The sequence below is a fragment of the Salinadaptatus halalkaliphilus genome, assembly GCF_006543045.1.
Classification (GTDB): Archaea; Halobacteriota; Halobacteria; order Halobacteriales; family Natrialbaceae; genus Salinadaptatus; species Salinadaptatus halalkaliphilus.
In genome coordinates, this window is record NZ_RBZW01000053.1 from 1 (window position 1) to 11,662 (window position 11,662).

The 11,662-nt window shown below is 62.5% G+C and carries 11 protein-coding genes and 1 pseudogene; 6 read left to right on the top strand and 6 right to left on the bottom strand.

Annotated features, from left to right (window positions below; all coding sequences use genetic code 11):
* Positions 1 to 993: 993 nt before the first annotated feature.
* Both D8Y22_RS15360 and D8Y22_RS15365 read right to left on the bottom strand, forming a co-directional pair.
* Positions 994 to 2,376 carry a TIGR00341 family protein gene (locus D8Y22_RS15360; RefSeq protein WP_141465582.1) on the bottom strand — a complete coding sequence of 461 codons (1,383 nt, stop codon included), beginning with the start codon at positions 2,374 to 2,376 and terminating at the stop codon, positions 994 to 996.
* Between the two features lie 137 nt (positions 2,377 to 2,513).
* Positions 2,514 to 2,984 (bottom strand): universal stress protein, encoded by a 471-nt coding sequence (locus D8Y22_RS15365; protein WP_141465583.1) that lies wholly within the window; start codon positions 2,982 to 2,984, stop codon positions 2,514 to 2,516.
* Positions 2,985 to 3,084: 100 nt separating this feature from the next.
* On the opposite strand from D8Y22_RS15365, the gene D8Y22_RS15370 reads away from it, so the two are divergent.
* A complete protein-coding gene (locus tag D8Y22_RS15370; protein WP_141465584.1) occupies positions 3,085 to 3,708 on the top strand; it encodes a SagB/ThcOx family dehydrogenase in 624 nt (207 codons plus the stop codon).
* 153 nt (positions 3,709 to 3,861) lie between these two features.
* Here the strand turns inward: D8Y22_RS15370 and D8Y22_RS15375 are convergent, their stop codons facing one another.
* Complete coding sequence (locus D8Y22_RS15375; RefSeq protein WP_141465585.1) at positions 3,862 to 4,341, bottom strand: Hsp20/alpha crystallin family protein; 480 nt, start codon at positions 4,339 to 4,341, stop codon at positions 3,862 to 3,864.
* Between the two features lie 257 nt (positions 4,342 to 4,598).
* Here D8Y22_RS15375 and D8Y22_RS15380 point away from each other — a divergent pair, with 257 nt between their 5' ends.
* The gene (locus D8Y22_RS15380; RefSeq protein WP_174811873.1) at positions 4,599 to 5,492 is read left to right on the top strand and encodes a coenzyme F420-0:L-glutamate ligase; all 894 of its coding nucleotides are present in this window, start codon (positions 4,599 to 4,601) and stop codon (positions 5,490 to 5,492) included.
* Positions 5,493 to 5,584: 92 nt separating this feature from the next.
* Here the strand turns inward: D8Y22_RS15380 and D8Y22_RS15385 are convergent, their stop codons facing one another.
* Both D8Y22_RS15385 and D8Y22_RS15390 read right to left on the bottom strand, forming a co-directional pair.
* Positions 5,585 to 5,995, bottom strand: coding sequence for a universal stress protein (locus tag D8Y22_RS15385; protein ID WP_141465587.1), 411 nt, complete (start codon positions 5,993 to 5,995; stop codon positions 5,585 to 5,587).
* Between the two features lie 68 nt (positions 5,996 to 6,063).
* A complete protein-coding gene (locus tag D8Y22_RS15390) occupies positions 6,064 to 6,669 on the bottom strand; it encodes a metal-dependent hydrolase (RefSeq protein WP_174811874.1) in 606 nt (201 codons plus the stop codon).
* 98 nt (positions 6,670 to 6,767) lie between these two features.
* On the opposite strand from D8Y22_RS15390, the gene D8Y22_RS15395 reads away from it, so the two are divergent.
* Together D8Y22_RS15395 and D8Y22_RS15400 are read left to right on the top strand one after the other, a co-directional pair.
* Complete coding sequence (locus D8Y22_RS15395; RefSeq protein WP_141465588.1) at positions 6,768 to 8,087, top strand: hypothetical protein; 1,320 nt, start codon at positions 6,768 to 6,770, stop codon at positions 8,085 to 8,087.
* A 191-nt stretch (positions 8,088 to 8,278) separates the two neighbouring features.
* Positions 8,279 to 10,006, top strand: a complete 1,728-nt coding sequence (locus D8Y22_RS15400; RefSeq protein WP_141465589.1) for a formate--tetrahydrofolate ligase — start codon at positions 8,279 to 8,281, stop codon at positions 10,004 to 10,006.
* Positions 10,007 to 10,177: 171 nt separating this feature from the next.
* Here the strand turns inward: D8Y22_RS15400 and D8Y22_RS15405 are convergent, their stop codons facing one another.
* Positions 10,178 to 10,588: a universal stress protein gene (locus D8Y22_RS15405; RefSeq protein ID WP_141465590.1), complete on the bottom strand. Its 411-nt coding sequence runs from the start codon at positions 10,586 to 10,588 to the stop codon at positions 10,178 to 10,180.
* 443 nt (positions 10,589 to 11,031) lie between these two features.
* On the opposite strand from D8Y22_RS15405, the gene D8Y22_RS22450 reads away from it, so the two are divergent.
* Positions 11,032 to 11,199, top strand: a complete 168-nt coding sequence (locus tag D8Y22_RS22450; protein ID WP_174811875.1) for a hypothetical protein — start codon at positions 11,032 to 11,034, stop codon at positions 11,197 to 11,199.
* Positions 11,200 to 11,321: 122 nt separating this feature from the next.
* Positions 11,322 to 11,567: pseudogene (locus D8Y22_RS15410) on the top strand (IS66 family transposase); the annotation flags it as partial.
* Positions 11,568 to 11,662: the final 95 nt, after the last annotated feature.

Consider the following 11,662-nt stretch of genomic DNA (forward strand, 5'->3'; position numbering starts at 1 on the left):
AAATGAACGTCAATCTGGCACATCTTGTCCTCAGTCGCTTGGATCGAGGCTACCCAGCCACGTCCTGCGAACTGATATTGAAGATGCAACAGGCTAAATTACATCTGATCGCACAGTCGTCGTGCGATCAGGTGTGCAGTGACTTGCAGTGGCTACTATACTATAGGTCCGTGTACTCCAAGACATCGCCCTGATATATGTCGCCATCAGATCAACTGAGCCGTGAAACAGTGAATTCCACCGCAGTATGACGATTCAACACGGTCGTGCAGTGGTCGCGACAGACGCTCGTTCGCAACCGTGTTCCGTCAACTACGTTTCGACCGTATCGTGTCGTTCGATCGATTCGTCTTCAAGGAGCGTGGGTATCCGTCGTAGGTACTGATAACTGACTTCGGACGAAGACAAGGGAGCATTTCGCGGCTGGTACAGCGCCGAATCGTCGTGGAAATCCGTTATTTACGGTGCGATAATACGCATAGACACACCCTACCTATTACACATGTACTTATGTAAAATAGTGTTGGGTTGCACACATATACAGTAACAGTATAATAATTGGAAAACAGTCGGAAAGAGTCACCACGTGAGATCAGTTGGTGGTGAGTACTGTCTATTCCATCATGGACCTATATGACACAATCACTGTACCATACGGTCTACTGTATTTGTGTCCCGGAGCGATCGCGAGCCGTTCCGCACTCGCTCCGAAAATGACGTACAGCAGTCCTTACGAAAACCCACCCGCTTGAAAACCGCCACTGAACGCCGCGGTTATTCCCCTCTTTCCACGTTAGTAAGCCAAAGGTATCCGTCTTCGTAACGGTCCCGTGTGACAAGCCGTTTCACGTCACGGTCAGCAACGAGGCGTCGATACGGAAATCTCCGCTACTGCGTCAGCCGGGCACTCGGCCTGCTCCGTCTGTAGAACTCTCTGTGAGACTCGAAGGTGCCGACCGACGTGCGGGACACAATCGGCCCGTATTCTCGAGTTCATGGAACGGGCTGATCGATCTCGTGCGACGCTGCTTTCTGGTACTGCTCGTCAGCGACCGAGGTCGTAGCCACGTTGGTGTCTGGACCGCTCTCTTCGGCGACGACGTACTGTACTTCGACGATTACCGGGTCGTCGGTCGTCGTTTCGAGGACGGTCCGAATCCGATCAGCGAGTCCAGGACTCTCACCAGGGCTCGTCCCGGAGACAGTGACGACGACTCGATCGATCGAGCGCAGCGGATAGTCGTCGTCGAGCGTCACCTCGACCGATTCACGCTCGAGGTCCGCGTGGTCCGGTTCGGCAAGGGCTTCGTCGACTGCGTCGTTCGCCGTGGAGGTGAGTTGCGTCGCCTGGAACTCGACGAGCGTGACGCCGGCAAGCGGAGCCGCCAGCAACAGCAGCGCGACGCCGAAGACCACTCCGTACGTGTACGTCGGCTTCCGGGTCGGGGGCACGTCGAACAGCCCCTGCGGACGGTAGCCGGCGACCCACAGCGTGACCAGCGCGGCGAAGTTGATCGAGAGGACGTTGACGACGACAAGCACGAGCGCGCCGAGTGCCGCGCCGTACATCCCCCAGGCGGTCGTGATGCCGACGGCCGCGGCGGGCGGAATCAGTGCGGCAGCGATCATCACGCCGACGATAGCCTCCGAAAAACCGCGGGTAAGGCTAAGGATGCCCGCGACCCCAGCCCCGAGCGCGACGGCGACCGACAGCAGATTCGGTGAGACTCGCTCCTCGAGTTCGGCGACGACGACGATGTCGACGCCGCCGGGTTCGAACCCGCCCAGGCGAGCCAGAGTTGCGAGACCGATCGAGGCGACGATCACGACGACGATACCGATGGTCTGGTACCGGAACCCCGTCGTCCGCAGTTCGTCGTCGCCGGTGACGATCCCGACGCTGGCTGCGAGTGCGGGTCCCAGAAGCGGTGCGATCACCATCGACCCGACGACGACCGCTGGCGAATCAGAGAGCAGCCCTGCGGTCGCGACGACCGCGCTGATGAGCAACATCACGAGGTAGATCGTCATCGACGGCGTGAATTCGTCGGCTTTCGTCCGCAACACCTGTCTCGAGGTCCGCTCACCGCGGGTCCCGCCGTGGCTGTACTCGTCGAGCAACTCGTCGAACTGTTTCGAGACGACCGTCTGGGCGTCGATGACGACGACCCTGGCGTCCTCGAGTCCGGCGTCGGCCAGCCTATCGAGTACGGGCTCGACGGCACGGGTCGGCAGCGGCAGGCGAACGACGGCTGCGTCGGTCGTTTCGCTACCGGTCGCTTCGTCGGTGACGACGTACTCGATACCCTCGTCGTCGAGTACATCGAGGACGGTCTCCCGGCGGCTCGTCGGCACAGTGATCTCGAGATACCGCATCGGGCGGTCAGACGACGAGGCGCGGAATAATTCTAGGTGTGGGCGGATAGCGGGGTCGAACTGCGCGTCGATACCCGCGATCGCGATTCACGCAGTGGACGACACGTGCGTGGGGTCGGGAGCTTCCCGTCGCTCGATCACCGGACGGCCGTCACCGGCACCGGCACCGGTACGCGCGGCACGACCGTCTCCGAGACACTCCCGTACAGCGGGCGTCGCTCGTCGGGCCGTCCGTGTGCGCCGAGGACGACGTGGTCGACGGCTTCCTCCGTTCCGTACTCGACGATCAGGCGCGCCGGGTTGCTGATATCGGACTCGGTCGTTACTTCCCGATCGTACTCGGCAGCGACCTCGCCTCCCTCCTCGAAGAGGCGGTCCGTCGATTCTTCGACGGTGCCGTACCACTCGTCGGTGCCGATCATCGGTTCGTAGGTGGCTGGTATCTCGAGGCTCGAGTCGGCACCGTATCCGGGATCGGGGCCGGGCGCGAAGAGGTCCACGACGTGGTAGACGGCGATCTTGGCGTCGGGAAACGCGTCGAACACGTGGCAAAGCGGCCTCAACGACAGCGGTGAACCGTCGATCGGAACGAGTACCGTACTGGTCAGAGGTGAGCGTTCGTTCGGCGGTTCCTTAGCGTCGTAGGGCGACGACCGCGCGGTGGGCGGCGGGGAACGGTATTTTCATCCTGCACGTGCGATGACGGCCATGACATCGATCGACCTCCCCGAGCCGATTCCCCACGGAGAGACGAGCGTCGAGCGCGCGATCGCGACCAGGGCCAGCCGCCGGTCGTTCGCGTCCGATCCGATCACCATCGAGGACGCCTCCCAGCTCCTGTGGGCGGCCCAGGGATTCACACACGTCCGAGACGGAGTCACACTCCGAGCGGCTCCGAGCGCCGGTGCGAGCTATCCACTCACCGTCTTCCTCGAGGTCGCGTCGGACGGCTGCGGAGTGCTCGAGCCGGGACTGTACCAGTACGAGCCAGCCGAACACAGCCTCGATCAAGTGCTCGAGGCGCCGATCCACGACGACCTCGCGCGAGCGGCGTTCCAGCAGCCGGTCGTCGAAGACGCACCCGCCACGGTCGTCGTCGCGGCTGACGACGACCAAACGGTCGAGCAGTATCCCGACCACGGAAAACGGTACGTCAGGATGGAGGTGGGTCACGTCGCTCAGAACGTTCACTTGATCGCCGAGGCACGCGGTCTGAACGTCTGCCCAGTCGGGGCGTTTTCGGACACCGAACTCGCGGCAGTGCTGTCGCTCTCGGACGCGCTCGATCCGCTGTACCTGCTTCCGGTCGGGAACCGGCCAAGCGACCCGTGAGCGCGAGGGACCGCGCTATGGCAAGTGCGCCTCGAGCAAGTCGGCGGCAACCATGGCGCCCTCCTCGAGGTCACCGTCCGAGCGGGTTCGTCGATGGATCGGTGGCCGGCGGTAGTGAGTTACTGCGTTTCGCCGCTTGCCACCTCCGGGTCGTCACTCGAGGTCGATCGTCCGACCATCCGGCTCAGTCGACTCTCGTTTCGGCATGGTGACTGTCACGACGCCGTTCCGGTAGGTCGCCTCGATGGCGTCTTCCTCGACCTGATCCGGCAGCGTGACGGATCGACGCAGCGACCGGCGCTGGCGCTCGCTCCTGATGTAGAACTCGTCGTCTTCGCGCTCGTCAGTCTCCTCGTGCTCCGCGGCAATGTGGAGCGTGTCGTCCGAGAGGTGGAGTTCGATATCGTCCTTCTCGAACCCCGGCACGTCGGCCGTCAGCACGAACTCGTCGCCCCGGTCGGCCAGGTCGATCCCCATCCCGGGTTTCGTTCCCATCGCTACCGTCGTCTCGGCGTCGCCCGTCGACGTCTCGACCCCGTCGACGTTCCACAACTCGAGCGCTTCCTCGAACTGCCGCTGCATGTGTTCGAACTGCCGTTGCAGGTTTCTGAACGGGTTGTTGTCGGTCGTCATGCATACTCGGGGACGATACCGTCCCCGGTCGCCTCTCCACCAAGCGGCGGATTAAACGTTTCACCGATCTTCCCTCCCCGTCAACACGGTCTGTCACGTTTCGCCACAGCCCCACGGCTATACGTCGCTCGACGTGGCTCGTCGCCGACACGACCGAGACAGATCTCGATACTGAACGTCGAACCGACACCGAAACCGAACCGCAACGCTCCTTCCACGGGGTCGACGTAGGGCTGCTCGAGGGCGACGAGGACCTCGTGGGCCTGCTGCTCGAGGCGACGGCGACCGATCGCGAGGGATCGGGCGACGGTCCCGAACTCGCCCCCGATGTCGATGTCAAAGCGAATCCCACCCTTCGGGACGGCGACATCCTCGTCATCTCCTCGAAGGTCGTCTCGCTCGCCGAGGGTCGATACGTCGACCTGGAGGCCGTTCCCGTCTCTTCGCGGGCCGACCGGATCGCCGACGTGACGGGGATCGATCCCCGCGAAGTCGAGTTGATACTGCGGGAGTCGACCGTTCTCGGGGCAATCCCCATCGCCGATATCGGCCCAGGAGTCGATCGCCTCGAGGATCACGCGGTCGACCCCGAGGCCGCGTCTGCCGCGCTCGAATCGCTGCCGTCACTGCTGGTGACGTTCTGGAATGGGCGGTTCTGTACGAACGCCGGGATCGACCTCTCGAACTCGCCAGGCGAGTCAGCCACGCTGCTGCCGGCCGACCCAAACGCCAGCGCTCGCCGGATCCGCGAGGAGATCCGCGACCGTGCGGGGATCGAGGTTGCCGTTATCGTTGCCGACTCCGAACTCAGCTACCGGGGCGGCAGTGTCGACGTCGCAATCGGCTGTGCCGGGATCGATCCCGTCGACAGCAACTTCGGCGCGACGGACCTCTTCGGGACGCCAAAGCTCGGTGGCGTCGACCTGCAGGCCGACGAACTCGCCGCCGCGTCCGCGTTGCTCTCCGGCCAGGCCGCCGAACGGACGCCGATCGTCGTAGCCCGCGGCCTCGACTACGAGGTCGACGACGACGTGGCGGTCGGGACCGACTCGGACCTGATTCGAGGCGGACTCTGGCCGGTGCTGAAGCGGACGATCCAGGTCAAAATCGCCGATACTGTCCCGATCCGGGTCCCGTTCGGCGTGTCGTAACGACGACTGCGTCGTATGGCACACTGTACGCCATTGCCGATGAGTCCACGATCTGGTGACGGTCCGCCCGGCCGGCAGTACAGCAGTCCGTCTCACCTGACGACGGTCACTGACACTGGCACGCGGCGCACGACCTGTTCGGCGACGCTGCCGAGCAATACGCGCGCGGAGCCGCGACGGCCGTGGCTTCCGATCACTACCCGATCGACATCCAATTCCTCGACGTACTTCGGGATCTCCGTGCTTGGCTTGCCGACGACCCGTTCGGTGTCGATCGAGGTGTCGTGCTCGGCGGCCCGTTCCGTGGCCGCCGCGAGCAGTTCCGCGGCGTCCTCCTCGAGTCGCTCCGAGAACTCGTCCCCACCAAGCCACGACGATAAACTCGTCTCGTAGGGGTCGATTACGTGCAACGCCGTTATGTCGGCGTCGGGGAACTCGGTAACAGCGTACTCGAGTGCGGCGTCTGCGGGGTCGGAGTCGTCAATCGGCACGAGAACGTGCATACGGTTCGTTCGCCGGCTATGCTCAAAAAGGTAGACCCCGAAACAGTCTCTTCTCAGCCGATCGATCGTCAGATATCGAGGTACCGGGCAGGAACGTACGGGCGAAGCGGCGCCGGGAGCAAGCGAGCGAGGCGTGGGGCGAGCGCCGCGAGCCACTTGCGAAGGAGCACGTACACGGCCGATACCGCAACGAGCGCGGCGGCAATTGTCGTGATCAGAGCGTCGCCGACGAGTGTGATCGGTACCGCAGCGATGCCGGCCAGTGCGAAGTCTTCCGGCGCTCCGTCGTACCGAACCAGCCGCCGGGGTCGGAGCCACCGCCCGTGATAGTGGCTGTAAACCGCTCGCTCGGAGCTCCCCTCCCAGGGTCGGAGCTCGAGGCCGCCGCCGAGGATGTCACTGACGGTGTGCAGCGCCGCGGCCGCGAGCCCGACGGCGAGTGCCACCGTCACGGCCGTCGGGACGATCGCAGCGAGCACCATTGCGGGGATCGCCGCGATCGACGCGTAGACGGGGAAGTGAAGCGTCTTTCGGTGTCCCGCATAGAGATCGAAGTCGGGTGCGAGCCCGCCGCCGAGTCCTGCGAGAAACGCGATGGGTGCGTACTCCGGGGTAGTCGCGAGCACGGGGAGTGCGAGGGCCATCCCCCAGAGTGCGTGCGTCGTCGCCATCATTGTGTCCTCTCGTAAGCGACGGATAGGTATGAACGTTTCCCGGCTGGGGCCAGACGGACGGGGATACGAATTTGAAGCCGTCGTTCGAATTGTCGTGCATGGAACGGACGGACGACATGGGGGCGTTGCTCTCGGAGACGGGCCCGAACGCCATCGTCGGCTGGGTCGTCGTCGTCGTCCTGTCGTTGACTGCGGTCCTGACGGCCCTCGAGGGGGCGTTCGACTGGACCTTTCTCGCGTTTGTGGTCGTCGCGATCGACCTCGTGCCTGGGCTCGCGTTCCGGGATCCGCGGGTGATGCCGCCGTGGGAACTGATCGTCATCGCCGCCGTTCCGATCCTCTGGGAGGCGCTGCTGGGTCGGGCCTTCGTGACCGACGTGCCGGCGTACCTCGCTGTCGCCGCGCTGGCGCTGTTGATAGCCGTCGAACTCCACCAGTTCACTGCCGTCCGCTTGAACCACGGCCTCGCCATCGCTCTCGTAGTGCTGACGACGCTCGCAGTCGCCGGTATCTGGAACGTTCTCCAGTGGGTCGCCGATATCCTCGTTGGTACGTCGTTCGTGCTAGACGGCCGCCCCCAGGACGCGATCAACGCCGACGTGATGATCGAGTTCATCTACGCCGGTATTGCCGGCGTCGTGAGTGGCCTCGTGTTCGACCTGTACTTCCGCTCGCGAAACCGCATGCCGACCGAGCGGACGTACGTCCCGCCGAAACCCCGGGCTGAACTCGAGGCCGAAGACGACGCAGCGTCGACCGCCGAACCCGAATCGCCGAAACTCCGGGATCGGCTCGGCATCTCACCCCGGCGACAGCGACAGGCGAGTCGGGCCATGCAGGTCGTCCTGGCCGTCGTTCTCGTCTGGGGGCTGTACATCCGAGACCTGCCGACGATCGCCAACGCCGCGGTCGCGCTCGGGATCACGTTCGTCCCGGCGATCCTCGAGTGGGAGTACGACCTCCCGATGGACGCCGGGCTCGTTCTGTGGATCACGACCGCGGTCTTCCTCCACGCGCTCGGCTCGGCAGGGCTGTACGACGTGATCGATCCGTGGGATCACCTGACTCACGCACTGTCGGCGTCGGTCGTCGCAGCCGCCGGCTACGCGATCTTTCGAGCCGTTCACGTCCACACCGACCGCGTCTACATTCCGCCGAAGGTAATGGTCGCGTTCATCCTCATTTTCGTGTTTGCGGCTGGGGTCGTCTGGGAGATCCTCGAGTTCGTTATCGACCAGAGTGCGATCGTGCTCGGGCTCGACGCCGTCCTGGCGCAGTACGGGATCAACGATACGATCGTCGACCTGATTTTCAACGCCATCGGCGCGGTGATCGTGACCCTGTGGGGAACGGCCTATCTCACGGACGTCTCCGACTCGCTATCCGAGCGGTTCGATCGGTGGTACGAAAGCGAGTGATCAGGTTCCCGTCGGCGTCCCGACACGAATGGATTGACCGGCGTAGGAGAGTGTGATTTTGTACGAGGCGGAAAGATTACTCTCAACCGTTGCGTCGGGAGTTACTCGTTTCAGAGACCGGTCTCGATAGGCTTACCAGTCTCCTGGACTACCCACGTGAACTTTAGCGCGTTGTACGTATAGGACACTATATGACGCAGACGAACTCCGACGGAGCCGTTCCCCCAGACAGTGAAATTGCACGGAACGCGTCTCGACATCCGATCGAAGACATCGCCGACGAAATGGGGCTCGACGAGACGGATCTCGACCGTCGCGGCGACGGGGTCGCGAAACTGACCTGGGAGGCCATTCGCCGACAGCGGAACGAACCGGCAGACGGGACCCTCGTGCTGGTGACGGCGATGACGCCGACACAGCGAGGTGCTGGCAAGACCGTCACCACTATCGGACTCGGACAGGCGCTCGCACGACAGGGTGAATCGAGCGTCGTCGCCATCAGGGAACCGTCCCAGGGGCCGGTGTTTGGCATCAAGGGCGGCGCGGCGGGCGGCGGATATAGCCAGGTGCTTCCGATGGAGGAGATCAACCTGCACTTCACCGGTGACATCCACGCCGTCACGGCGGCACACAACCTCGTCGCGGCGATGATCGACGCCGAGCGGACCCACGATGACGAACTCGGTATCGAGCCCGACAGCGTCGTCTGGAATCGCGCGCTCGACGTCAATGACCGCGCGCTTCGGGAAATCGTCGTCGGCCTTGGCGGCAAAGTAAACGGGCCGCCGCGAGAGGACTCGTTCCTCATTTCCGCCGCCTCCGAACTCATGGCCGTCCTCTGTCTGGCGACCGACATTCCCGACCTCGAGGACCGAATTGCCCGGATTCTCGTCGCCTACGACACCGACGGCGAACCGATCACGATCGCAGACCTCGATTGTGTCGGGGCCGTGACCGCACTGTTGAAAGACGCCCTACGGCCGAACCTCGTCCAGACGCTCGAGGGGACGCCTGCGTTCGTTCACGGCGGTCCGTTTGCAAACATTGCGACCGGCACGAATTCAATCCTCGCGAATCAGCTCGGCTTGCGTCTGGGTGACTACCTCGTCACCGAGGCTGGCTTCGGAGCCGATCTCGGCGCGGAGAAGTTCGTCAACATCGTCGCTCGGAACGGTCCTGCTCCCGACGTCGCCGTCGTCGTCGCGACCGTCGACGCGCTCGTGAAACACGGCGAGGCGATGCTGGAACGACAGCAACGAATCCAACAGGCCGACGACGACGCTGGCGAGAACCACGTTGCGGTCGTTCGCGCGGGGTGTGAGAACCTCGATCACCACGTCGACAACCTTCGCGCAATGGGGCTTCCGGTCATCGTCGCAGTCAACCGGTTTCCCGACGATACTGACGAGGAGGTACGGGCAGTCCTCGAACACTGTGACCAGCGCGACGTTCCGGCCGCCGTCTCGACGGTACACCGCGACGGGGGAGCAGGCGGTCTCGAGTTGGCCGAACGGGTGCGGGACGCGGCCGAATCCGGGGTGACGTCGCTTCGACACTCGTACGACCCGTCGATGCCGATCGACGAGAAGATTCGCGCAATCGCTACGCAGGTGTACGGGGCCGACGACGTCGAGTTTACTCCGCAAGCGCGGGACGACATCGAGACGCTGACTGCCCTCGGGCTGGACGACTTGTCGGTCTGTCTTTCGAAGACGCCTGCATCGCTTTCGGACGACCCCGACGAGGCTGGCGTCCCGTTCGGCTGGGAGTTGACGGTCAGAGAACTGTATCCGTCGGCCGGGGCGGGCTTCGTCGTCGCGCTCACCGGTGACGTTCTCACGATGCCAGGCTTACCCGCGGATCCGGCCGCGACCGACATCGAAGTCGACGACGACGGAACCGTTCGCGGGCTAGAATAGCATCCTCGGTTCCGTTGTAATCTTCGACCAGGACACTATCCAAATGAGGGGACAGTTCAAATTCCGATTCGATCGATGTGACGCTGCTGGCAAATCTGCCTGCGTTCGCGTGGCTGATCGCCGCGCAGATTGAGTATCGTTTCCCTGCTCAGTCCTCGTCCACGTGTGGCGTCACTCTTCGGGTGGGACCGTTACCACTGGAATCGGAGACGTTTCGATGGTACGCCGGGTGACGCTTCCGATCAGGAACCTGTGGAGTCCGCTTTGCCCGTGGGTCCCCATGACGATCAGGTCGATATCGTGCTCCGTCGCGTAATCGACGATTTCGCGCGCAACGGGGCCGTTCAGTCTCGCTTCCTCGTACTCGAGACCCTCCCGATCGATCATCTCGCGTGCGCTCGCGAGCGCGTCAGCCACGCGCTCGTCCCACTCCTCCTGGGCCCTGGCTCCTCTGGTCATCTCTGGAATCACCGACAGCACGTGGATCGTCGCGTTGGACGGCTTTGCAATCTCTACGGCCTGTTCGATCGCACGAATGCTCGGGTCGCTACCGTCGGTCGGGGTCAGAATGCGCTGGACCATGGTATCTCTATCCGATCTGTCCACGATTCGCTTCATAAAGCACGTGGATAACAACGGCGTGGATGGCTAAGGCCGTTCCCTAGAAAAGGTTCGCGACAGGGTGACGGTTGCCGATTCGTCGATCAGTTCCGGCAACCAGTGCAGGTACGAAACAGCGGATGTGTCCTCAACCGCCGGATTCTTGCTGTCGGATCGGCCGATATGGCGAAGCGATCCGCGTCTCCCACTCCGAAAGGTGGACGTACAGCCAAGCCAACACGTGCGTGAAGACGAACGTGGCAACGACGGTCTTCGTGATGCCGTTCTTTCTGCACTCGACCGAATCGAGATTCGAGATGTGTTTACGTAGTTGTGCCCGTAAGTGTAAATAATCCCGCAGGTACGTCACCATGTTTGACGTCAGTTCACTGTGAATTTATGTGGTTGCGAAGGGAGGTTTTCGTATGACAAAATCAGCCGCCAATGCTCTCGATCAAGCGGAAATTGAGGAATTTCTCAAAAACCAATCGATGGGAACTCTCTCGCTGGCGAAGGAAAACGAGTCCTACGCCATCCCGGTCTCGTTTACGTGTACGTGTTTAGCCCCAGCTGATTTCGTTAGTATCTCGTAGGAGGCGATCTACGGTGGAGATATGCTTTGTCGGCAGGGGTCAGTTGCACCTCCGCAGGGATGGTCTCCGCTGCTCGGAGACCATCCCGGTTCCTTTGCTGACGCCAGACTGGGGTGGGATCGATGAGTTGGGACGATCTCACCAAGGAAGAAATCCTTTCACGCTTTCTCCAACTAGAGGAGAAAATCGACGACTTGGAAGAACAACTCATCCAGAAGAACGAACAGATCGACAAACAGGCTGAACTGATTGAAAAGCAGGAAAAGGTGATCGAACAGCAAAGCAAGCGTATTGAGGAACTTGAAGCACGGCTTCGAAAGTACGAGAATCCGCATACGCCGCCAAGTAAGCGACGGTCGGGGACTGATAGTGATTAACGCAACTTCTGGATGAATCCGTCGAGGTGATTTTCGATCCAGGAGCCTGCGAAACTCAGCTGATCGGTCAACTTCGTGAAAATCTC

Excerpts from the sequence above, each read along its gene's own strand:
- D8Y22_RS15400 (WP_141465589.1), top strand. The coding sequence starts at position 8,279 with ATGACGCAGACGAACTCCGACGGAGCCGTTCCCCCAGACAGTGAAATT.
- D8Y22_RS15390 (WP_174811874.1), bottom strand. The coding sequence starts at position 6,669 with ATGATGGCGACGACGCACGCACTCTGGGGGATGGCCCTCGCACTCCCC.
- D8Y22_RS15385 (WP_141465587.1), bottom strand. The coding sequence starts at position 5,995 with ATGCACGTTCTCGTGCCGATTGACGACTCCGACCCCGCAGACGCCGCA.
- D8Y22_RS22450 (WP_174811875.1), top strand. The coding sequence starts at position 11,032 with ATGACAAAATCAGCCGCCAATGCTCTCGATCAAGCGGAAATTGAGGAA.
- D8Y22_RS15360 (WP_141465582.1), bottom strand. The coding sequence starts at position 2,376 with ATGCGGTATCTCGAGATCACTGTGCCGACGAGCCGCCGGGAGACCGTC.
- D8Y22_RS15395 (WP_141465588.1), top strand. The coding sequence starts at position 6,768 with ATGGAACGGACGGACGACATGGGGGCGTTGCTCTCGGAGACGGGCCCG.
- D8Y22_RS15370 (WP_141465584.1), top strand. The coding sequence starts at position 3,085 with ATGACATCGATCGACCTCCCCGAGCCGATTCCCCACGGAGAGACGAGC.
- D8Y22_RS15405 (WP_141465590.1), bottom strand. The coding sequence starts at position 10,588 with ATGGTCCAGCGCATTCTGACCCCGACCGACGGTAGCGACCCGAGCATT.
- D8Y22_RS15375 (WP_141465585.1), bottom strand. The coding sequence starts at position 4,341 with ATGACGACCGACAACAACCCGTTCAGAAACCTGCAACGGCAGTTCGAA.